15 protein-coding genes and 1 tRNA gene are annotated in these 21,315 nt (G+C 62.1%); 9 read left to right on the plus strand and 7 right to left on the minus strand.

All coding sequences use genetic code 11. From position 1 onward, the window contains the following. The first annotated feature begins 57 nt into the window (after nucleotides 1-57). Nucleotides 58-4,287 carry a DUF748 domain-containing protein gene (locus V5B40_RS02760; RefSeq protein ID WP_332353092.1) on the plus strand — a complete coding sequence of 1,410 codons (4,230 nt, stop codon included), beginning with the start codon at nucleotides 58-60 and terminating at the stop codon, nucleotides 4,285-4,287. After that, nucleotides 4,284-5,792: a YihY/virulence factor BrkB family protein gene (locus tag V5B40_RS02765; protein WP_332353093.1), complete on the plus strand. Its 1,509-nt coding sequence runs from the start codon at nucleotides 4,284-4,286 to the stop codon at nucleotides 5,790-5,792. Before V5B40_RS02760 ends, V5B40_RS02765 begins: the two co-directional genes overlap by 4 nt. Here the strand turns inward: V5B40_RS02765 and V5B40_RS02770 are convergent. From V5B40_RS02770 to alaC, 3 genes are all read right to left on the minus strand, one after another. Further along, entirely contained in the window at nucleotides 5,749-7,059 is a 1,311-nt protein-coding gene (locus V5B40_RS02770; protein ID WP_332353094.1) for a homoserine dehydrogenase, read from the minus strand. The two genes, V5B40_RS02765 and V5B40_RS02770, sit on opposite strands and share 44 nt — an antisense overlap. A gap of 114 nt (nucleotides 7,060-7,173) precedes the next feature. Continuing rightward, nucleotides 7,174-8,424, minus strand: coding sequence for a pyridoxal phosphate-dependent aminotransferase (locus tag V5B40_RS02775; protein WP_332353095.1), 1,251 nt, complete (start codon nucleotides 8,422-8,424; stop codon nucleotides 7,174-7,176). Further along, nucleotides 8,421-9,638, minus strand: a complete 1,218-nt coding sequence (gene alaC, locus V5B40_RS02780; protein WP_332353096.1) for an alanine transaminase — start codon at nucleotides 9,636-9,638, stop codon at nucleotides 8,421-8,423. The genes V5B40_RS02775 and alaC overlap by 4 nt, the downstream gene beginning before the upstream one ends. A 144-nt stretch (nucleotides 9,639-9,782) precedes the next feature. Between alaC and V5B40_RS02785 the strand changes: the two genes are divergently transcribed. After that, complete coding sequence (locus tag V5B40_RS02785) at nucleotides 9,783-10,154, plus strand: Mth938-like domain-containing protein (protein ID WP_332353097.1); 372 nt, start codon at nucleotides 9,783-9,785, stop codon at nucleotides 10,152-10,154. A gap of 85 nt (nucleotides 10,155-10,239) precedes the next feature. On the opposite strand, the gene V5B40_RS02790 is transcribed toward V5B40_RS02785, so the two are convergent. Further along, the gene (locus tag V5B40_RS02790; protein WP_332353098.1) at nucleotides 10,240-10,932 is read right to left on the minus strand and encodes a Bax inhibitor-1/YccA family protein; all 693 of its coding nucleotides are present in this window, start codon (nucleotides 10,930-10,932) and stop codon (nucleotides 10,240-10,242) included. 216 nt (nucleotides 10,933-11,148) lie between these two features. On the opposite strand from V5B40_RS02790, the gene V5B40_RS02795 reads away from it, so the two are divergent. The 5 genes from V5B40_RS02795 (at nucleotide 11,149) to V5B40_RS02815 (ending at nucleotide 16,336) form a co-directional block, all read left to right on the plus strand. After that, a tRNA-Ser gene (locus V5B40_RS02795) sits at nucleotides 11,149-11,236 on the plus strand. A 236-nt stretch (nucleotides 11,237-11,472) separates the two neighbouring features. After that, complete coding sequence (locus V5B40_RS02800; RefSeq protein ID WP_332353099.1) at nucleotides 11,473-13,053, plus strand: amino acid adenylation domain-containing protein; 1,581 nt, start codon at nucleotides 11,473-11,475, stop codon at nucleotides 13,051-13,053. Next, on the plus strand, nucleotides 13,050-14,567 hold the full coding sequence (locus V5B40_RS02805) for a hypothetical protein (RefSeq protein WP_332353100.1): 1,518 nt from the start codon (nucleotides 13,050-13,052) through the stop codon (nucleotides 14,565-14,567). The genes V5B40_RS02800 and V5B40_RS02805 overlap by 4 nt, the downstream gene beginning before the upstream one ends. After that, nucleotides 14,567-14,821 carry an acyl carrier protein gene (locus V5B40_RS02810; protein WP_332353101.1) on the plus strand — a complete coding sequence of 85 codons (255 nt, stop codon included), beginning with the start codon at nucleotides 14,567-14,569 and terminating at the stop codon, nucleotides 14,819-14,821. The genes V5B40_RS02805 and V5B40_RS02810 overlap by 1 nt, the downstream gene beginning before the upstream one ends. A 57-nt stretch (nucleotides 14,822-14,878) precedes the next feature. Next, a complete protein-coding gene (locus V5B40_RS02815) occupies nucleotides 14,879-16,336 on the plus strand; it encodes a hypothetical protein (RefSeq protein WP_332353102.1) in 1,458 nt (485 codons plus the stop codon). A 21-nt stretch (nucleotides 16,337-16,357) separates the two neighbouring features. On the opposite strand, the gene V5B40_RS02820 is transcribed toward V5B40_RS02815, so the two are convergent. From V5B40_RS02820 to V5B40_RS02830, 3 genes are read right to left on the minus strand one after another with little or no spacing between them, the layout of a single operon-like run. After that, nucleotides 16,358-17,482 carry a sensor histidine kinase gene (locus tag V5B40_RS02820; protein ID WP_332353103.1) on the minus strand — a complete coding sequence of 375 codons (1,125 nt, stop codon included), beginning with the start codon at nucleotides 17,480-17,482 and terminating at the stop codon, nucleotides 16,358-16,360. 22 nt (nucleotides 17,483-17,504) lie between these two features. Then, on the minus strand, nucleotides 17,505-19,850 hold the full coding sequence (locus tag V5B40_RS02825; RefSeq protein WP_332353104.1) for a putative bifunctional diguanylate cyclase/phosphodiesterase: 2,346 nt from the start codon (nucleotides 19,848-19,850) through the stop codon (nucleotides 17,505-17,507). Next, a complete protein-coding gene (locus V5B40_RS02830; RefSeq protein WP_332353105.1) occupies nucleotides 19,834-19,959 on the minus strand; it encodes a hypothetical protein in 126 nt (41 codons plus the stop codon). The genes V5B40_RS02825 and V5B40_RS02830 overlap by 17 nt, the downstream gene beginning before the upstream one ends. 922 nt (nucleotides 19,960-20,881) lie before the next feature. Between V5B40_RS02830 and V5B40_RS02835 the strand changes: the two genes are divergently transcribed. Next, nucleotides 20,882-21,283: a GxxExxY protein gene (locus V5B40_RS02835; RefSeq protein ID WP_332353106.1), complete on the plus strand. Its 402-nt coding sequence runs from the start codon at nucleotides 20,882-20,884 to the stop codon at nucleotides 21,281-21,283. The last annotated feature ends 32 nt before the right edge of the window (nucleotides 21,284-21,315 follow it).

Consider the following 21,315-nt stretch of genomic DNA (forward strand, 5'->3'; position numbering starts at 1 on the left):
ACAGAGATACAGACATACAGAGGCCTAGCCGTTGTCCAGGCCGTGGAAGCGCCAATCATGCTCAACAGTTTGCGAATCTTCTTTGCCAGAAAATCGGTGCTCATCACCGGGTTGCTGCTCGCACTTTACGTGCTCGGCGGCTTCTTCGCCTTGCCGGCAATTGTCAAGTGGCAGGTCGAGAAACAGGTGTCCGCTCAACTCGGCCACTCGCTCAGCGTCGGCGACGTACGCTTCAATCCGCTGCTGTTCAGGTTCGAGGTTGAGGACCTCGCCTTTTCCGACCCCGACGGGCAGCCGCTGTTGGGCTTCAAATACCTGCTGGTCGATTTCGAGTTGCGCAGCCTCATCGATCGCGCCTGGACTTTCGCCGAAGTGCGTCTCGAGGCCCCGGTTTTGCACTTTGCCTTCGACAAGGACGGCCGGCACAACTTCGCGCCTCTGCTCGAACGTCTGCCGGAAAGCGAGCCGGATCAGGACGACGCCGGCTTGCCGCGGTTAATCGTCGAGCGCGTCGCGGTGACCGATGGTCGTTTCGATTTCTCCGACCAGCTGCACGACGAGCCGCTGGTGACACACATCGAGCCGCTCTCGATCGAGATCGACAATCTCTCCAGCCTGCCCGAGCAGGCCGCCAGCTACCGGCTGTCGGCGCGGACCGCGGTCGACGAGGCCTTCGAGAGCAGCGGTGAACTGGCGCTCAACCCGATCGCCACGAAGGGGCGGCTGACATTGAGCGGCTTGCAGCTAGCAACTTTGGTCAGGAGTATGCCGCGTCTGCTGGCCATCGAATCGCCGGCAGGGAAAGTGGATCTCGGCGCCAGCTTCGACCTCGCGGTCGATGCTGGTGGGGAGCTCGCCGGTGTCGTGCAGGATCTCGATTTCGACATCGCGGGCCTGTCGCTCAGCGCTGCCGATGCTGCTTCGCCGCTGCTGGCCCTGGAAATGCTGTCATTGAAGCAGGGACGGGTCGATCTCGCTGCCCGCGAAGCACGGCTGGCGACTTTCCGCCTGGCGAAAGGGCGCGTCGCCGTCGCCTTTGACGACGACGGCAAGCTCAACTGGCAAAAACTGCTGCGTGCCACCGCGCAGGCGCCTGCAGAGAAAACTGCGGAAACTGCGGCACCTGCGCCACCTGCGGCGGTAGAGGTGGAGCCAGAGTCGGAGGTCGTGGCGGACGCAGTGGTCGCGGCCGTTGCCGACGCGCCGGAAGTGCCGGAGGCGCCCGTGCCAGGCGCATGGCGAGTGCTCATCGACAGTGCTGAACTCTCCGAAATCGAGTTCGGCTATGCTGACCCGGCGCAGGCCTTGGCCCTCGACGTTGCCGCGCTCGCTTTCGAGACCTCGCCGTCGATCGAGTTGGCGGTGGCGGGAACGCGCGTCGAGCTGGCGCAGCCGAAGCTGGCACTGAGCGGTACGCGACTCAAGAGCGGCGCGAACTCGCTGGCGCTCGACGGCTCGGTTGCCGCCGAGAAGATCGCCATGCTCATCGCCGATGCCGCTTTTGATCTCACGATCGACAAGCCACAAACGAGCTTTGACGGGCTGAAGGCGCAGAGCGGGGCCGACGGCGTCGCTCTGGGCAAGTTGGCGATCGCCGGCGAGAAGCTGTCGCTGGCGCAGCGCAACACCGGGCTCGAGCTCACGATCGACAAGCCACAAACGAGCTTTGACGGGCTGAAGGCCAAGAGCGGGGCCGACGGCGTCGATCTGGGCAATCTGGCGATCGCCAGCGAGAAACTGTCGCTGGCGCAGAGCGACGCCGCTCTGCGCATCGACGCGGCTGCTGCGCAGGTCTCGATGGCTGGCCTTGCTGCGCATCAGGGCGCAGATCGCATCAAATGGCAGGACGCCGCCCTCAATGTGCGCGCCATTGCCGCCACCCTGGCTGGGTCGTCTGCCTCGCCCGCTGCCTCTGGCTTGAGGCTGAGCTTTGCCGATGTAGCGCTGAAACTGAAGGCGCTCGGTGCCGTTGCCCAGGGCTCGTCGTCCGAAGTTGCGCGGATTGCGGCGGCCAGCCTTGGCGCCAAGTCGCTGCTGATCGCGCTGCCCGACGGTCCGCTCGATGTCACCGGCGATGGCCTCAGTGTGGCGCTGTCGGATGCGGTTTTTCACAGCCCTGCCGATCCTGCGACCGAAATGGTCCGCTTTGCGCGCACCAACATCACTGGCGGCGTGCTGCGCCTGAAGGATCGTGTGCTCAGCGTCGACAAGCTCGTTCTTGCCGATGGCAAGGCGCAGACCTGGCTCGACGCAGAAGGCAAATTCAACGGGCTGATCGTGACTCGCGGCGCCGCCGAGGCGGCAGTTGAGGCCGCCGCCGCGGCCGAGGGTGACGCCACCGCGGCGGAAGTTGCCTGGCGGGTGGCCGTCAAGTCGGTCGAGGTCGACAACTTCGCGCTCGGCTTCGAAGATCGCAGCGGCGGCCCGCCGCTGGCGGTGGGGCTGGAGGCGATTCGCGCGCGCATCGCCGGTTTCGCCACCGGGGTCAGCACGCCGATGCAGGTCGAGCTCAAGGCCAGGGTGGTCAGCGGCGGCGAGATCGAGGCCAAGGGCAGCGTTCGCGCCGACAACGGTGCCTCGGACCTGCAGCTCAAGCTGGCGGCCATCGCCCTGGCGCCGGTGCAGCCCTACCTGTCGGAGGTCGCCGAACTGACTCTGGCGTCGGGCACGCTGTCGACTGCCGGGCGTCTGCGCTACGGCGACCCGGCCGCCGCTGGCAAACTGGCCTACAAAGGCAGCTTTGCGGTTGATAAGCTGCAGATCGACGAGATCGAGCCGAAGCGGCCTTTCGTCACCTGGGAGACCCTGGCGACTGACGACCTGCTGCTGAGCGTCGAGCCGAACCGCCTGGATATCGGCGAGCTGCGCCTCGTGGCGCCGGACGGGCGCTTGATCATTGCCGAGGATCAGTCGGTGAATCTGACCGACGTTCTGAAGAAAAAGCCCAAAGGCGACGAGTCGGCTGCTGCCGACGAGGCGGCCGGCAAGGATGACGCTGCAGGAGCCGCCACCGCGGTGGCAACTGCGGACGACAGCGCTCCGGCGGATGATCCTTTCCCGGTCAGCATCGCCCGCATGCGCATTTCCAAGGGCGTGCTCGATTTTGCCGACCTCAGTCTGCGACCGCAGTTCGGGACGCGCATGCATGACCTGAAAGGGGTGATCACCGGTCTGGGGACGGATCCGACCCGCAGCGCCAAAGTGCAACTCGACGCCAACGTCGACAAGTACGGGTCGGCGAAGATTCGCGGTGAGATCAGCGTGTTTCGCCCGAAAAAACTGACCGATATCGAGATGACTTTCCGCAACCTGACGATGAGCTCGCTGTCGCCGTACGTGGTCAAATTCGCGGGCCGCAGGATCACCGGCGGGCAACTGGCGCTCGATCTGCAGTACAAGATCAAGGACAGCAAGCTGCGCGGCGAGAACAAGATCGTTCTCAAGCAGGTGAAACTCGGCGAACAGGTCGATTCCCCAGGCGCGGCGGACCTGCCGCTCGATCTGGCGATCGCCATCCTGAGTGACTCAAAGGGGGTCATCGACATCGGCCTGCCGGTCAGCGGCGATCTCGGCGACCCTGAATTTTCCTATGGAGCGGTGATCGGCAAGGCCTTCGGCAACCTGATTGCCGGCATCATTACCGCGCCCTTCCGGGCGCTCGGGGCGCTCTTCGGTGCCGGTAGCGACGCCAAGCTCGACAGCATCGACTTCGAACCCGGCCGCGCCGCGCTGGCGCCGCCCGAGCGCGAGAAACTGGCAGCGGTCGCCGGTGCGATGAAGGAGCGCAAGACGCTGACCCTGGTGGTGCCACCTGCGCAGGCGGCCGAAGTTGACACGCCGGCGCTCAAATCGCTCGCCGTGCGCACCGCCATTGTCGCGCGCATGGGACTCGAATTGACGCCAGGCGAAGATCCGGGCCCGGTCGACGCGGCCAACCCGCGTGCGCAGGTGGCGATCGAGGCGGTGTTCAGTGAGCGCTATGCTCCCGAAGTGCTGGCGCTGGTAAAGCAGCGGGCGCTGGCCGCCGCACCGCCTGGCGGGAAGTCAGCCGCGGCACCGCCGCCGGCGTTCTACCAGAACCTTGTCGAGCGCATGATCAAGGAGCAGCCAGTCTCCGACGAGGAGCTGGCACGGCTGGCGACACGGCGCGGCGAAGCGATCGTCGCCGAGCTGACTGGCGCTGATGGAGTGGACGCCAAGCGCGTGCAGCTCGGCAAAGCGCGGCCGGCCAGTGCGGCGACCAACAAGGCGGTTACCTTGCAGCTCGAACTCGAGGTCGCCAAGTGAAGCCAGTCGCCGATGCCGGTTTGTTGAGTCGACTGGACGACAATATCTGGGGTCGCCACGGCGGCGACGGCCTGCCCTTGTGGCAGGCGCGCGGCATGCGGGTCTTGCGTACGCTCCTGCTGCTGGTGCGCGATGTGGTGAATGGGCAGCTGACCCTGCGCGCCATGAGCCTGGTCTATACGACGCTGTTGTCGATCGTACCGCTGCTGGCCCTGAGTTTTTCGGTGCTCAAGGCCTTCGGCGTGCACAACCAGATTCAGCCGATGCTGCTGAAGTTTCTCGAGCCCCTCGGCAAGGAGGGGGAGGAGATCGCGGACAACATCATCGCCTTCATCCAGAACATGAACGTCGGCGTGCTCGGTGCCCTGGGCCTGGCGCTGTTGCTCTACACGGCGATTTCCTTGATGCAGAAAATCGAGGAATCGCTGAACTACATCTGGCACATTCAGCGTCACAGGCCGCTGGCCGATCGTTTCAGCCGCTATCTGAGCGTTCTCATGGTCGGTCCGATACTCGTTTTTGCGGCCCTGGGCATCACCGCCACGGTGATGAATGTCGAGACCGTGCGCGGACTGCTGGCGATCGAGATGCTCGGCCAGCTGGTGCAGACGATCAGCCGCTTGACGCCCTATCTGCTGGTGATCGCCGCCTTCACCTTTGTTTACATGTTCATCCCCAACGCGCGTGTGCGTCTGCTCCCGGCCTTGATCGGCGGCATTGCCGGTGGTGTCGCCTGGCAAACCGCAGGTTGGGCATTTGCAACTTTCGTGGCCAGTTCGCACCAGTACGCAGCGATTTACTCGAGCCTGGCGATTCTGATTCTGTTCATGATCTGGCTCTATCTGAGCTGGCTGATCCTGCTTTTCGGCGCCAGTGTCGCTTTTTACGCGCAGCATCCGGAGTACCTCTACGCCGGTGTCGGCGAACCGCGATTGAGCAACCGCATGCGCGAGCGGCTGGCGTTGTCGACCATGACCCTGGTCGCCAGCCGCTTCGTTGCCGGCGAGCCGACGCCCTCGCTGGGCGAATTCATTCGCTTGCTGCGAATGCCGAGGCACGTCCTGGAGAACGTGCTCGATGCCCTGGAGAGCGAGAAACTGCTGCTGCAAAGCAGCGACGATCCACCGCTCTACCTGCCCGGACGCGACCCGGCATTGATCAGCGTGGTGGAGGTCCTGGAGACGGTACGCAGCGCCGGCGAAGAACGCTTTTTTTCACCCGCTGGTTTGCCGGCGCTGCCCGCAGTCGACCAGGTATTCGAGCACATGCAGCAGGCACTGGAGGCGATGGTCGGCAGCATCAGCCTGCGTGAGCTGGCCGCACAGCCGACGGCGGCCATGCCGCCCGCTGCGCCCGCTGCGCATGAGCAGGAGGTCGACCAGGACCCTGACCCGGAGGGTGGTCAAGACCTGGACCAAGTCGGGCCGCAAGGCGCCGCCGAATGCGGCGCCAGCCCTGGGCTTACAGCAACTCTTCCAGACGCAGGCGGACGATCGGCCCCTTGACGGCGGCGAGCGAAGCGATGCGGGCAATCGCCGCGTCGATGTTTCGTTCGCGCGTCTGATGGGTGAGCATGATGATCTCGGTCTGCACTTCACCCTCGGCGGGCTCGCGCTGAATCATGGCGTCGATCGAGATTTCCTGATCGGCGAGAATGCGCGTCACGTCGGCGAGCACACCCGGCCGATCATCAACCCGCAGACGCAGGTAATAGCTGGTGATGACGTCGGCCATCGGCAGAATCGGCAGGTCGACCATCGCATCGGGCTGGAAAGCGAGATGTGGCACGCGGTGCTCCGGGTCGGCGGTGTGCATGCGCGTGACATCGACGAGGTCGGCGATCACCGCCGACGCCGTTGGCTCGGCGCCAGCGCCCTTGCCGTAGTAGAGCGTCGGGCCGACGGCGTCGCCCTTGACCAGGACGGCGTTCATCGCCCCTTCGACATTGGCGATCAAGCGTCGGGTCGGGATCAGCGTCGGATGCACGCGTAGCTCGACACCTTCGCTGGTGCGCTTGGTGATGCCGAGCAGCTTGATGCGGTAGCCGAGCTGTTCGGCGTACTTGATGTCCGCCGCGTCGAGCTGGCTGATGCCTTCGATGTGCGCCTTCTCGAAGCTCATCGAATTGCCGAAAGCGATCGCCGACATGATGCTCAGCTTGTGTGCCGCGTCGACGCCTTCGACGTCGAAGGTCGGATCGGCCTCGGCATAGCCGAGACGCTGCGCTTCCTTGAGCACCACCTCGAAGGACAGCCCCTTGTCACGCATCTCCGTGAGAATGAAGTTGGTGGTGCCGTTGATGATGCCGGCGATCCATTCGATGCGGTTGGCGGTGAGTCCTTCGCGCAGCGCCTTGATGATCGGGATGCCGCCGGCGACGGCAGCTTCGAAAGCGACCATTACGCCCTGCTTCTGGGCGGCGGCGAAAATTTCGTTGCCGTGTTTGGCGAGCAGCGCTTTGTTGGCGGTCACCACGTGCTTGCCGTTGGCGATCGCCTGCAGGACCAGCTCTTTGGCGACGCTATCGCCGCCGATCAGTTCGACGATGATGTCGACGTCCGGGTCGCAGACCACCGCAACGGGGTCGTCGGTGACCCGGCAGCTGCCGTCGGTCAAGCGGTGCGTGCGATCGAGATTGCGGTCGGCAACGACGCTGACCTGAATGGGACGGCCGGCGCGGCGCGCGATCTCCTCTGCGTTGCGTTTGAGTACCGCGTAGGTGCCGCCACCGACGGTGCCGATGCCGAGAAGTCCAACATTGATAGGTTTCATAGAGCAGCCAGGAGGGGAGGTTGAGGGTCCAGGATGGAATGTGGAATGTGGAATTGGAGAGATGCGTGGAGAGATGCGTCGAGAATGTACCCGCGGGTCAGGGAAAGCCGCGGCCTAAGCCGCGGCGTAGGCCGCGCCGGGAGTCGCCGCGCGCTGACGATAGCTTTCCAGAAAACGTGCGATGCGCGCAATCGCGTCGCGCAGGTCGTCTTCGTGGGGCAGAAAAACCAGCCGGAAGTGATCGGGGTGCGGCCAGTTGAAACCGCTGCCCTGGACCAGCAGCACGCGTTCTTTCTGCAACATCTCGGCAATGAACTTCTGGTCATCGCGAATCGGATAGAGTTTCGCGTCCAGGCGCGGAAACATGTACAGCGCCGCTTTTGGCTTGACGCAGCTGACGCCGGGAATGGCGGTGATCAGCTCGTGCGCCAGGTCGCGCTGGCGGCACATGCGGCCACCCGGGGCGACCAGATCGTCGATACTCTGGTAGCCGCCGAGGGCGGTCTGGATGGCATGCTGCCCGGGCACGTTCGAGCACAGGCGCATCGACGACAGCATATCCAGACCCTCGATATAGTCACGCGCTTCGCGCAGGTCGCCGGAAACGACCATCCAGCCGGCGCGATAGCCGCAGGAACGGTAGTTCTTCGACAGCCCGTTGAAAGTCACGGTGAGGACATCGGTCGATAGCGAAGCGATCGCCGTATGCGTTGCCCCGTCGTAGAGCACTTTGTCGTACACCTCGTCGGCGTAGATGATCAGGTTGTGCTGACGGGCGATGTCGACCATTTCCAGCAGCACCTGGTCAGGATAAAGCGCGCCCGTGGGGTTGTTCGGGTTGATCACCACCAGCGCGCGGGTACGTGGCGTGATTTTGGCGCGCAGATCCTTCAGATCGGGCAACCAGTCGCTGCCTTCGTCGCAGAGATAGTGGCGCGGCGTGCCGCTGGACAGGCTCACCGCAGCGGTCCACAGGGGGTAGTCCGGTGTCGGCACGAGCACTTCGTCGCCGGCATTGAGCAGCGCGTTCATGGCCATCACGATCAGCTCGGAGACACCGTTGCCGATATAGATGTCCTCCAGCGTCACCCCCTGGATGTGCTTCTGCTGGGTGTAATGCATCACCGCCTTGCGTGCCGAAAAAATGCCTTTTGCATCCGAGTAACCGGCCGCGCTGGGCAGGTTGCGGATCATGTCGAGCTGGATTTCCTCCGGCGAGTCGAAGCCGAACGCGGCCAGGTTGCCGATGTTGAGCTTGATGATGTGGTGGCCTTCTTCCTCCATCTTTCTGGCCTGTTCGAGGACCGGGCCGCGGATGTCGTAGCAGACACTGTCCAGCTTGTTCGATTTGCGCACCGGTTTCATGACGTCTGCCTTTCTCGGCCGCTGCCGGCAGGCAGCAGGCCGTCTTTCCTGAACATGTCGCGGATGCCGCGCACTGCTTGCCGCGTGCGTTCTTCGTTCTCGATCAGCGCAAAGCGGACATGATCGTCACCGAACTCGCCGAAGCCGACTCCGGGCGAAGCCGCGACCCTGGCTTCGAGGAGCAGCTTCTTGGCAAACTCCATCGACCCCAGGTGCCGGTAGAACTCCGGGATTCTGGCCCAGATGTACATCGACGCCTTCGGGACCTCGACCATCCAGCCGGCTTCGTGCAGCCCCTTGGCGAGCACGTTGCGGCGCCGCTGATAGGTCTGGCGTACCTCTTCGACGCATTGCTGCGAGCCTTCCAGGGCGATCACCGAGGCTACCTGGATCGGCGTGAAAGTGCCGTAGTCGTGATAGCTCTTGATGCGCACCAGTGCCCGGCACAGCTCTTCGTTGCCGACCATGTAGCCGACCCGCCAGCCGGCCATGTTGTAGCTCTTGGACATGGTGAAGAACTCGACCGCGATCTCGCGTGCGTCGGGGACCTGCAGGATCGACGGCGCCTGATAACCGTCGAAAACGATATCGGCGTAGGCCAGGTCATGCACCACCAGAATGTTGTGCTCCCTGGCCAGGGCGATGACGCGCTCGAAGAATTCGAGGTCTACGCAGCGGGCGGTCGGATTGCTCGGAAAGCCGAGAATCATCATCTTCGGTTTCGGCGTCGTCTCGATGACGGCGCGCTGCAGCTCCTCGAAAAAGTCGACGTCCGGCGTCATCGGCACCGAGCGGATGTCGGCGCCGGCAATGATCGCCCCATAGATGTGGATCGGGTACGAGGGATTGGGGACCAGGACGGTATCGCCGCGGTCCACAGTGGCCAGCATCAGATGCGCGATGCCTTCCTTGGAGCCGATGGTCACCACCGCTTCGCTTTCCGGGTCCAGAGTCACGTCGTAGCGCCGCTGGTACCAGTCGCAGATCGCCTTGCGCAGCCGCGGAATGCCCTGCGAAACCGAGTAGCCGTGCGTGTTCTCGCGCAGCGCCGCTTCGACCAGCTTGTCGGTGATGTGCTGTGGCGTTGGTCCGTCGGGATTCCCCATGCTCATGTCGATGATGTCTTCACCGCGCCGGCGAGCGGCCATCTTCAGCTGGGCGGTGATGCTGAAGACGTAGGGCGGCAAACGTTGGATGCGGGAAAACTCTCTCATGATCCGGGCTCGAGTAAGGGCAGCGCTGTTGATGACGCGTCGATCGGCGAGCAGGGCAGGTCACGCTTGCACGCGGTCCCTGGCTGGAGGCGATCGGCAAAAAAGCTATAATCGTACTTTAAGGTTTTCTGCGCCGCAATTTTCATGAAGCTACAGCTCGACAGACCCGACGGTTTGAACACCTTTACCGCCTACGGTGAGGGCTACGTCAGCGTGAACGGTATCCGCCATAGTTGTAACCTGGCGGCGTTGCCGGAGCGCCTGTTTCCCGAGTGGACGCAGGCCACTTTCGAAACCCTGCGCCTCGAGGACTTCGAATGGCTGGCTTCGCTCGACGCTGAAATCATCCTGCTCGGCACCGGCAGTCGGCTACGCTTTCCGGCTCCCGAGCTGATGCGCCCAATGGCGCGCGCGCAGAAGGGTCTGGAAGTGATGGATTTGCCGGCCGCCTGTCGTACCTACAATGTTCTGATGGGTGAAGGTCGCAAGGTCGCCGTCGGCCTGCTGCTGGTCTGACGGCACGGCGCTACCCAGCCGGCGTCGCCAACCGGTCAACGAGAAAGAGCGGCCGTAGCCGCCCTTTGTTCTGTACGGCAGTCGCTCAGTCGCGTTCGCCACTCAACATCATCAGCAGGTTCAGCAGGCTGACGAAGACGTTGTAAATGCTCAGATACACCGACAGGGTCGCCGAGACGTAGTTGGTCTCGCCGCCATTCACGATGCGGCTAATGTCGTAAAGGATGTAGGCCGAGAAGATCAGTACGGCCACCGCCGAAATGGTTAGCGACAAGGCCGGGATCTGGAAAAAGATGTTGGCCACGATCGCCAGCAGGACGACGATCATGCCGATGAACAGAAAGCGGCCCATGAAGCTGAAATCCTTCTTGGTGATCGTGGCCACAGCCGCCAGCGAGAAGAAAATCACGCCAGTACCCCCCGCGGCCATGGCGATCAGCGGGCCGCCATTGCTGAAGCCGAGCGCTACTTGCAGGATGCGCGACAGCATCAGCCCCATGAAAAAGGTAAAGCCGAGCAGCAACACGACGCCCATGCCGCTGTTCTTGGTGCGCTCGATACCCCACATGAAGGCGAAGGCAATACCGAGGAACAGCAGGAAGGACATCATGGGGCTGCCGGACATGAACGTGAACTGCATCTGTATGCCGGCCAACGCACCAAGTACGGTTGGCACCATGGTCAGCGCGAGCAGCATGAAGGTATTGCGCAGAACCCGGTTCTGCTGCAGCGACACCTCGCGAGTGGCCTGGCCTGTCATCTGAAACTGGGGTTGCATGGATTTCCTCCTGTTGATGGAACTGCTGATAACGAATACGGCGCTGAGACTAGCTAAATCGGCGAAAAGTTTCAATCACTATCCGCTTTCCCGAATAGCTCGTGCCCGGCTACAAGCACTCTCGACAGCGCGACGGTGGCGTTTCCTGGCCGCGGCGCCGTGCTATCATTCGCCTCGCCGTTGCGGCTGGCTGGAAACGCCGCCGCTGGGCTTGCGGGAAGTGTGGCAGAGTGGTCGATTGCACTAGTCTTGAAAACTAGCGACGGGAAACCGTCCGTGAGTTCGAATCTCACCGCTTCCGCCAATGCGCGTATTCTAGCTGCCTGCTCGAGAATGGATTTCTGGCCAGCCAACGAGAGTGCTTAGCTGCTAATCAGCAAACGCCGCCTGGCGGCGCCCAGCGCCTGGCTCCAAGGCGAATAAGCAGCTCTGCGGAACTGGCAGCCAGCTGGCACGACAGACACGGCGCGGCCCATGGCTGAACCCGGCTCGCGGTTCCGCGAACACCCTCTCCTGACGACTCCACGGTTCTCCCAGAAAATGACCACGAATTACAATCTCGCCGGCGCGATTCATCGCCATGGCCTGCACACGCCCGACGCTGTCGCTGTTGCCTACAAGGGCCAGTCCGTCAGCTATCGAGAACTTTCGCAGCGTGCGGCGCGTCTGGCGCAAGCACTCAGGCAGAGTGAGCACTGGCAAGGCGATCACGGCCAGCCGCCGCGCGTCGGGATTCTGGCTTCGCGCGGGATTGACGCCTGCGTGGCCTTGCTTGGCACCTGCTGGGCGGGCGCGACCTACGTGCCGATCGGGCTGAAGCTTCCGGAGGAGCGGATGCTCACCATTCTCTCGCTGTGCGAGCTGACGGCGATCGTCGCTGACGCCGACGGGGCGAAGTTGCTCAGCGAGCGCTTGCGGGCTGCTTGTCCGCCAGTGCTCATTTGCTCGGCGAATGAGCCCATGCACGAGGAAATCGACGCCATCGCAGCGGCCGGAGAGGCGGTGTTGCCCGGCCTCGCTGACGCTCCTGCACCCATGGCTGCCAGCGACCTTGCCTATATCATTTTCACCTCGGGAACGACCGGTGTCCCGAAGGGGGTGATGATCTCGGCGGCCGCGGCTCGGCACTACGCGCAGATGATCAGCCGCCTGCTCGAGCTGCGAGCCAGTGATCGTGCCCTCGAAACCTGTGAGCTCACTTTCGATTTTTCGGTGCACAACATGTTCAGCACCTGGGAAGCGGGTGCTGCGCTGCACATCCTGCCCGCGACGGTCGTCATGAATGCCGTCAAATTCGCCCGCAACGCAAAGCTGACGGTGTGGAATTCGGTGCCCTCGCTGGTGGGCATGCTGCGCCAGCTGAAAACCCTGCATCCGGACAGTCTGGAAGACCTGCGGGTGACCGTTTTCGGTGGCGAGGCGCTCCCGGAGAGTACGGTCGCGGCGTGGCGAGTTGCGGCGCCGAATACGGCGATCTTCAACCTCTATGGTCCGACCGAGGCCACCGTTTTCTGCCTGGGACAGGAGGTTGCGGACGACACGCCGATCACCGCCGGACGCGACTTCATCGCCATCGGTACACCTTTGCCGGGCAACGCAGCGATGATCGTCGATGGCAATAATGAAGCCGTGCTCGGCGAGACCCCGGGTGAGCTGGCGGTCGCCGGCGTGCAGTTGGCCGATGGCTATCTCAACGACCCGCAAATGACGGCCGCGCGATTCCCGACCATCAATGGCAAGCGCTGGTATTTGACCGGCGATCTGGCCAGCGTCGATGCCGCGGGGATTTTTCACTGTCTTGGTCGCATCGACAATCAGGTCAAGGTGCTCGGTTACCGCGTCGAACTCGAGGAAGTCGACGCGCACCTGCGCGCCGTGAGCGGCATTGACCTGGTCGGCGCGGTGGCCTGGCCGACGGTTGACGGCATGGCACGAGGAATCGTCGGCTTCCTGGGCGCGAGAGCCGTCGACTCGGTTCAGCTCATACGCGACATCAAAACCAGGCTTCCTGCCTACATGGTCCCCAATCAGTTGATCGCTCTCGAAACGGTGCCCCTCAACCAAAGCGGGAAAGTCGACCGTCAGGCGCTCAGGAGACTGCTGGACAAAGACCCGGCATGAGCCTGCCGTCGGCGGTGCAGAGTGGCGACGAGTCCGCCGAGGAAGCACAGCCAGCTCGGCTTCGTGCCTGCTTCGGGAAGAAAAATCTGCGCGACCTGCTGGCCATCGACGAACGTGAGCCCCTCGTCCTTGCCGCGCAGACCTGGCTTGGGCAGCTGGTGATCTTCCTGGTCGCCGTGCTCGCCGTTTCCAGCTTCGAGGACCGGTGGCAGGCGGCCCTGTTGGTCGGCCTGGCAATGGCCTATGCGCGCCTGCCGAGGTATCGCAACTGGATCCTCCTCGGCGGCACCTGGACGGCCGCGCTGCTCGCCTTGTGCCTTTCGCAGAATGCTATCCAGGACAACATCCGCGCGATGATGGCCGTGGAAAACGTTCATGACGTGTCGCCACTGGCGCTCGGCCTGCTGGCGATGGCGGTTGTTTTTGTCGGCGCGTGGAGCGTCCTGGAACTGAGCCGCCGCGACAAGAGCCTGTTCGTTGCGCGTCGTCCGATGCTCGCCTTGCTGGGCATCGAGGCCGTCCTCTGCGGGCTCTGTTCGCTGAGCGTGATCAACGGCCTGCCGCGCGTCCTCCTGTGGTCACTGCTCATCGTGTTCACGCCCTACCTCTGGTTTCTGGCCTACGCCCTGGCGGATCAACGCTCACGCGATGCGAGTCCGCCGATCTTCCAGATGGGCGTACTGCGGCCTTTCTGGTCGCCTACTTTTCTGCCCTTCGGCAAGGGCGCGGCCTTCCTCAGGAAGACCTCTGCCAAGTCGCCGGAAGACCTGGCCGTCACACAGATCAAGGGCGTCAAGCTGCTGTTGTGGGCAAATGTCCTGCTGGTCATCAAGATCGCTCTGGTCTGGGTGTTCCAGGAGCAATTGCAGGTACCCGGTCTGGAGGGTGCACAGGATGCCTTCCTGGCCGGGCAGTCCCACTCGCTGCCCTATGCCTGGGCGGCGGTGATTCTGTCCACCGCGAAGTTCTCCTTGCAGATTGCCTTCTGGGGGCATCTTTTCATTGGGGTCGCACGGCTGGCGGGTTTCAGGCTGCCGCGCAGTACCTGGCGTCCGCTCGGCTCGAAGACCTTGATGGAGTACTTCAACCGTTTTCACTATTACTTCAAGGAACTGCTGGTCGATTTCTTCTTCGTGCCCACTTTCTTCAAAGTGTTTCGCGGTCATCCGCGGCTGCGCCTGTTCTTTGCCACTTTCATGGCCGCCGGCGTCGGCAATGCGATCTGGCACTTTATTCGCGATATCGACCTGATTGCGACGATCGGCCTTGGCGGGGCGCTGGCGAGCTTCGAGAGCTACGCTTTCTACTGCCTGGTCCTGGCGACCGGTCTTGGTCTCTCGCAAGTTCGCATGAGCATGGGCTTCAAGCCCTCACTGAGCGTGGCGGGAAGGCTTCGGTCTTTCCTTTTCGTCTGGTCTTTCGTCGTCTGTCTGCATATTTTCAGCGATGGCTCGCGCAGCCACAGCATTGGTGAGCGACTCGCTTTTCTCGGTAGTCTTTTTGGAGTGATCTAATGAACAGTGATGGCAAGTTGAAGTTGCGCAAGTTTCTCAAGGAAGCGTTGGAAAAGCATGGTGACCAGGGCGAGCTGAACGACAGTGAGTCGCTCTTCGTCAGTGGTCGGCTCGATTCCTTCTCCATGATGCAGTTGGTGATGCAGTTGGAAGAAGCTTTCGGGCTCGATTTCTCGACGGTCGACTTCGACGTCAGCCTGATTGATTCCCTTGACGAAATCGCAGCCTTCGTCGATGCCAATGCAGGTGCTTGATTCCAGATTGGCAGGCGCCGCGAAGAAGATCGAGGTCGGCAACGGCCCGCTTTCTGCATGAGTGTCACTCCGGGCCGCTCGGCTCTGCGCAATTTTCTGGCCATCGATGAACGCCAGCAGCTTGCCGCTTTGGCGCAGACGGTTCGCGGCCGGGTGCTGCTGTTTGCCGTCGCCGTGTTGGCGGTGTCGAGCTACAACTCGTGGTGGGAAGCGGCTTTCGTTGTCGGCGCGGCGATGGCCTTCGCCTACCTGGAGAAGCAGCGCAATCTGATCCTCTTTGCCGCGACCTACGCGATGGCATTTTCCGCCCTCTGCTTGTCGAAAACGGCGATCGAGGAAAATATCGCCGTGGTCGCCGCGCAGGAAGGCGTCGGCAATGTTTCCACCTTGCTGCTTGCGCATCTTGCGCTGATCACGTTCATGGTTTTTTCGTGGTCGGCGTTGATGGCCGTACGCAAGCACAAGAGTTTCATTCTGGCGCGGCGACCTGTCATCGCCTTGCTGGCCCTCTACGTCACTTTATGCGGGCTGACCGCGCTGGATCTGCTGCATGGCCTGCCGCGGCTTGCGCTGTGGTCTTTCCTGAGCGTGTACACACCGTATATCTGGTTCCTGGCCTATGCCATTGTCGACCAGCGCGCGCGCGACCGTAGTCCGGACGTTTTTCAGTTGGGAACTTTCCATCCCTTCTGGGGTGGGCCTTCGTCGATTCCGTTTGGCAAGGGCGCCGGCTTCCTGCGCAAGACCTTGTCGAAAACGCCAGCAGATCTGGCGGTTACGCAAATCAAGGGCGTCAAGTTGCTGCTCTGGTCGAACCTCTTGCTGGGCCTGAAAATGGTGCTGACCTGGCTTTGCGAAGAGCAACTGAATATCCCCAGCGTCGAACTGGCCGTGAGCGCTTTCCTCGACGGTCAGGCGTTTCCGATCGCGCTGGGCTGGTCGGCGCTGCTCTGGTCTACCGCCAAGTTCTGTCTGCGGACCGCGTATTGGGGTCATCTTTTCATTGGCGGCGCACGGCTGGCCGGATTCCGTTTGCCGCGCGCCACCTGGCGACCACTCGAAGCACGGACCTTGATCGAGTACTTCAATCGCTTTTCCTACTACTTCAAGGAGTTGCTGGTCGACTTCTTCTTCGTGCCGACTTTCTTCCGCGTGTTTCGCAAGCATCCACGCCTGCGCATGTTCTTCGCGACCTTCATGGCCGCTGGGGTCGGCAATGCCATTTTCCACCTTGTCCGCGAAGTCGACCTGGTGGCGACGATGGGCTTGTCGGGGTCGCTGGTGTCGTTTGCCAGTTACGCCTTCTATTGTGTGATTCTGGCGACCGGTATCGGGATTTCTCAGGTGCGTGCGAATGCCGGCTACAGGCCCTCGCCGACGCTCGCAGGAAGGCTGTGGTCCTTCCTCACCGTCTGGGGCTTCGTCGTCTGCCTGCACGTCTTCAGCGACGAATCGCGCCGCCACACGCTGTTTGAACGTTGCTCTTTTCTGGCCAGTCTTTTCGGCGTCGGCTGAGCGAGGTTTCGGGCCAGCGCGTCAGCGGCTGTAGGGGATGGTGAAGCGGAAGGTGGCGCCGTCCGGTGGCGTACTTTCCACCCAGATGCGTCCGCCGAGATGATCGACGATGCGCCGGCAGATCGCCAGGCCGAGTCCCGTACCGGCGGGGTGGGTGGCGTTGGCGCTGACAAGCTGGCGGAACTCCTCGAAGACCTCGTCGTGTTTTTCGGCGGCAATTCCCGGACCGTTGTCGATGACCGAGACTCTTGCTTCGCTGGCCTGGCAATCCAGGCAGACGCGAACACGGCCGCTGTTCTCGGCTGCGAACTTCCAGGCATTTGAGAGCAGGTTGATGATCACCTGCGTCAGGCGATCACGGTCAGCGGCGATGCGCGGGGCCTGCGCCGGTAGGTTCAATTCGAGCGCGACCTGCTTCTCGGCGAACATCGGTGTCATCGACGTGACCGCCGACTGCAGCAGTTCCGCGGCGTCGAGGTCGTCGATGCACCAATCCATGCGCCCGGCCTCGATCTTCGCAAAATCAAGCAGGTCGTTGAGCATGCGTACCAGACGCAGGCACTCGCTATTGATGATGCCGAGAAACTCTTTTCGCTGCTCGCTGCCGATCTCGGCGTCGTCGCTGAGGATCTCGGCGAAGGAGCGAATCGACGTCAGCGGGGTGCGCAGGTCGTGGGTGACCATGTTGAGAAAGGCCGACTTGGCCTGGTTCGCTTCCTCCGCTTTCTGTTTCGCCGCCTGCAGGTTTTCTTCCCAGGTCTTGCGTTCGGTGACATCGCTATAGGTCGTGACGAAGCCGCCATCCGGCAAGGGGGTGCCGCGCACTTCGAGCACCGTGCCATTCGGTCGCACGCGCTCGAAGCAATGCGCCTCGGCCTTGCTCGCCAGGACGATACGCTCCTCGACCTGTTCCTCGATATCGCCCGGACCGTAGTCGCCGCGCTCGGCGTTGAAGCGGAAAAAATCGGCGAGCGGCCGGCCGATGCTTCCCATGTCCTCGGGAAAACCGAGCAGTTCGAGAAAGCGCCGGTTGCATGTCACCAGGCGCAGCTCACGGTCGAAAATGCTGAAACCCTGCGCCAGATACTCAAGCCCGCCGACGATCAGATCAACGCGGCTTGTTTCCTCTCGCTTGCTTGGCGGCATGCTTGCTCCTTCTGATGATGATTCACGAAACGCCTTTCTCCCCGCGCGGGAGAAAGGCCGGGAAAGAGGCGGGACGGTCATGACTTCCGCGCTGCACATAGGCCTCGAAACCCTCTAGCGGCAGGGGCTGGCTAAAGAAATTGCCCTGATAGAGATAGCACCCGGAATCCTCCAGATAATCTCTTTGTGCCTGTGTTTCCACTCCTTCGGCGATCACCTCCAGGGCACGGCTGCGCGCCAGGGCGACGACGATCCTGGCAATCTCGGCGTCGCTGGGGTCGCTGAGGATATCGCGTACAAACGACTGGTCGATCTTCAACTGATTCAGCGGCAGGCGCTTCAGGCAGGAAAGCGAGGAATAGCCGCTACCGAAATCATCGAGCGAGAAGCCAACGCCTCTGGCTTTGAGCGCCACCATCTTCTCGATGCTGTCCTCCGCGTGGTCCACCAATAGGCTCTCCGTCAGCTCCAGGCTGAGCCGCTTCGGGTTGGCACCGGTGCGCGTCAGTATCGCCAGGACCCGGTCTACAAAGTCGCGCTCCCGGAACTGTTGTGCGCTGACATTCACTGCCACCGTGAGCGGCGCCATCTCTGCTTGGCTTTCCCATGCTGCCAACTGCAGGCACGCGGTCTCCAGCACCCAATAGCCCAGAGGCACGATCAGGTGCGTGGCCTCGGCCAGGGGAATGAACTCGCCGGGTGCCAGCATGCCGCGTTCCGGGTGTTGCCAGCGGAGCAGCACTTCGCTTCCCCTGACCCGGCCATCGGCGGCCACCTGCGCCTGATAGTGCAGCACCAGGCGGTTTTCCCGGATGGCCTGGCGCAGCCCCGCTTCCAGGACCGCGTGCTCGAAGACGACCGCCTGCATTGCCGGGTCAAAGAAATGAAGCGCGTTGCGGCCGGCGGCCTTGGCTTTGTACATGGCGAGATCGGCTTGCCTGAGCAAGTCGTCGCTGGAGGTTTCCAGGCCCCAAAACAAGGTGGCGCCGATGCTCGCGGTGCTGTGCTGATCGACATCGTCGAGCCGATAGGGTTGATTGAGGGCAGCAAGAATCTTCGCGCCGACAAGCTTGGTCTGTGCGACGGCCTCTTCCATCGTGCCGTGCAGGTTTCCCATGATGACCACGAACTCGTCACCGCCGATCCGGGCCACGGTGTCAGATTCGCGTACGCTGGCGGTGAGACGTTGCGCCACTGCCTGCAGCAGGAGGTCACCCTGGTGGTGCCCCCGGGTGTCGTTCAGCGTCTTGAAGTGATCGAGGTCGACGAACAGCAGCGCACCGAAAGTCTTGCTGCGCTGCCCCGCGGTCATGGCCTGTTTCAGGTGATCGCGCAAGAGCGTGCGGTTGGGTAAATGGGTAAGAGAATCAAAGAAGGCCAACTCCTCTATTCTCTCCTCGGCGCGCTTGCGTTCGGTGATGTCGTATTGCATGCCGACGTAATTGGTTACGGCGCCGTCACCATCCTTCACCGCCGAGATGGTCAGCCACTTTGGATAGACTTCGCCATCCTTGCGCCGGTCCCAGATTTCCCCTTGCCAGAAGCCCTTGCGGTCGATCGACGTCCACATGGCGCGGTAGAAGTCGGCATCGTGACGGCCCGATTCGAGCATGAACGGTGTCTGGCCGACGGCTTCCTCTGCGCTGTAGCCGGTCATTCGGGTGAACGCCTGGTTGACGCGCAGGATTACCCGATTGGCGTCGGTCACCAGCATGCCCTGCTGCGATTGGAAGGCGACGGCGGCGATGCGCAGCTCGGCCTCGGTCTGTTTGCGCAGCGTGATGTCGCTGATCACGGTGCGCAGTACGCGCGCGCCATCGGCGTCCCGTGCGGCAACGGTTTCCAGCTGCGCCCAGAATTGCGCACCTGCAAAGTTCACCAGGCGTAACTCGCACGACTGCCGCTGACCGTCTGCCACAAGCTGCCTGCGGTGCAGGTAGAAAATGTCCTGGTCTGCTTTCAGAATGAAGCGGCTGATGCGCTGCCTGGCCAGTTCGGCGCGGGCGACGCCCAGCAAAGTCGCAACGGTGAGGTTGGCCTCCAGGATCAGCCCCTGCTCGCTCAAAGTGCAGTAGCCGACCGGCGCCAGATCATAGATGTCGAAATAGCGTGCGCGGGTCGCGTCGAGTTCCAGCTGCACCCGGCGCAGTTCTTCGTTCTGCATCTCCAGCTCGGTCTGGTGCACGCGCAGTTCGTAGAGAACATGCCGTGCCGCGTCCGGCCAGGCGGCCTCGATGTCTGGCGACACCTGCGCCGCTTTTTCCTGTAGTTGCTCTGCGGCAGCCAAGCGCAGCGTCTGCTCGGCGTCCGGACGCTCGTTTGGCGGGGAAGCCGGGCAGGATGGAGGACGTTTATCCTGGCTGCACATGGGCAGCAGCCATCAGTAGTTGGAACGTCGTCGCTTCGTTCAGCCGCTCGGTGGTGGCAATCGCGTAGCGCTGCCGCGACCCCGCGGCCTCAGGTTCGGCCTTCTTCATCTCTTTCCTGGCTGTCACGCCGTGCCGTCACAAATGGTTGCGAAATGTCGCGTAATGATAGGCGTATCGGCGGAGAAGTTCTACCTGGACAGCCAGCGTGCTTCGGGGCGCGTGTTTGCCGCCGCTGCTTGCGGCGGCAACCAGCAGCCTCGGATTGCGACGAAGAGCCGATTTTCGGGGCTTGATTTGTCCGCAGATTCAAGAAGCGTTGCTTGTCAGATCTAATCTGCGGAAATCTGCGTAATCTGCGGATATCTCTGCTTTTTTTTTGAGCGGTGATGTCCGTGCAGCGCGAAGGAGGTCTAAGCGAGCGACGAAGGGCTGGTTTTAAGGGCTTGATTTGTCCGCAGATTACGCAGATTCTCGCAGATTCAAGAACCCCTGCTGGTTGGACTTAATCTGCGGAAATCTGCGAAATCTGCGGATATCTCTGCTTTTTTCCGCGGTGATGTCCGTGCAGCGTGAAAGAGGTCTAAGGAAGCGACGAAGTGCGGATTTTAAGGGCTTGATTTGTCCGCAGATTACGCAGATTCTCGCAGATTCAAGAACCCCTGCTGGTTGGACTTAATCTGCGGAAATCTGCGAAATCTGCGGATATCTCTGCTTTTTTCCGCGGTGATGTCCGTGCAGCGTGAAAGAGGTCTAAGGAAGCGACGAAGTGCGGATTTTAAGGGCTTGATTTGTCCGCAGATTACGCAGATTCTCGCAGATTCAAGAACCCCTGCTGGTTGGACTTAATCTGTGGAAATCTGCGTAATCTGCGGATATCTCTGCTTTTTTCCGCGGTGATGTCCGTGCAGCGCGAAAGAGGTCTAAGGAAGCGACGAAGTGCGGATTTTAAGGGCTTGATTTGTCCGCAGATTCTCGCAGATTCAAGGAGGGTTGTTTGTCGGATTTAATCTGTGGATATGGAAGGGCTTTTATGAGTGGTGATGAGCAGAGCTTTGCGATTATTGGTGCGGCCATGTCCGTGCATCGTGAACTTGGGCACGGTTTTCTTGAGGCGGTCTATCAGGAAGCCTTGGCTGTTGAGTTCATGAAGTGCGCCGTTCCGTTCGCGCGTGAGGTGGAGTTGCCGATTCGCTATCGCGGGCAAAGGCTCAATACGGGGTATCGGGCAGACTTTCTTTGCTTTGATGAAGTCATCGTTGAGGTGAAGGCTCTTGAACGTCTGACGACTCGCGAGGAGTCGCAAGTTATCAATTACCTGAAAGCCAGTGGTCGAGCGCGCGGCTTGCTGCTGAATTTTGGTGGGCGAAGCCTGGAGCACAAGCGCCTGGTGTGGACGCATTCGCCCGCCCGAGCCGGGCACGGAGAAGGCTGATCCAGCGGCACGAGGCCGCGGAGAAATCCGCG

The organism is Candidatus Accumulibacter meliphilus (assembly GCF_036625345.1).
Classification (GTDB): domain Bacteria; phylum Pseudomonadota; class Gammaproteobacteria; order Burkholderiales; family Rhodocyclaceae; genus Accumulibacter; species Accumulibacter meliphilus.

Excerpts from the sequence above, each read along its gene's own strand:
- V5B40_RS02760 (WP_332353092.1), top strand. The coding sequence starts at position 58 with ATGCTCAACAGTTTGCGAATCTTCTTTGCCAGAAAATCGGTGCTCATC.
- V5B40_RS02770 (WP_332353094.1), bottom strand. The coding sequence starts at position 7,059 with ATGAAACCTATCAATGTTGGACTTCTCGGCATCGGCACCGTCGGTGGC.
- V5B40_RS02775 (WP_332353095.1), bottom strand. The coding sequence starts at position 8,424 with ATGAAACCGGTGCGCAAATCGAACAAGCTGGACAGTGTCTGCTACGAC.
- alaC (WP_332353096.1), bottom strand. The coding sequence starts at position 9,638 with ATGAGAGAGTTTTCCCGCATCCAACGTTTGCCGCCCTACGTCTTCAGC.
- V5B40_RS02785 (WP_332353097.1), top strand. The coding sequence starts at position 9,783 with ATGAAGCTACAGCTCGACAGACCCGACGGTTTGAACACCTTTACCGCC.
- V5B40_RS02790 (WP_332353098.1), bottom strand. The coding sequence starts at position 10,932 with ATGCAACCCCAGTTTCAGATGACAGGCCAGGCCACTCGCGAGGTGTCG.
- V5B40_RS02800 (WP_332353099.1), top strand. The coding sequence starts at position 11,473 with ATGACCACGAATTACAATCTCGCCGGCGCGATTCATCGCCATGGCCTG.
- V5B40_RS02805 (WP_332353100.1), top strand. The coding sequence starts at position 13,050 with ATGAGCCTGCCGTCGGCGGTGCAGAGTGGCGACGAGTCCGCCGAGGAA.
- V5B40_RS02810 (WP_332353101.1), top strand. The coding sequence starts at position 14,567 with ATGAACAGTGATGGCAAGTTGAAGTTGCGCAAGTTTCTCAAGGAAGCG.
- V5B40_RS02815 (WP_332353102.1), top strand. The coding sequence starts at position 14,879 with ATGAGTGTCACTCCGGGCCGCTCGGCTCTGCGCAATTTTCTGGCCATC.
- V5B40_RS02820 (WP_332353103.1), bottom strand. The coding sequence starts at position 17,482 with ATGCCGCCAAGCAAGCGAGAGGAAACAAGCCGCGTTGATCTGATCGTC.
- V5B40_RS02825 (WP_332353104.1), bottom strand. The coding sequence starts at position 19,850 with ATGTGCAGCCAGGATAAACGTCCTCCATCCTGCCCGGCTTCCCCGCCA.
- V5B40_RS02830 (WP_332353105.1), bottom strand. The coding sequence starts at position 19,959 with ATGAAGAAGGCCGAACCTGAGGCCGCGGGGTCGCGGCAGCGCTACGCG.
- V5B40_RS02835 (WP_332353106.1), top strand. The coding sequence starts at position 20,882 with ATGAGTGGTGATGAGCAGAGCTTTGCGATTATTGGTGCGGCCATGTCC.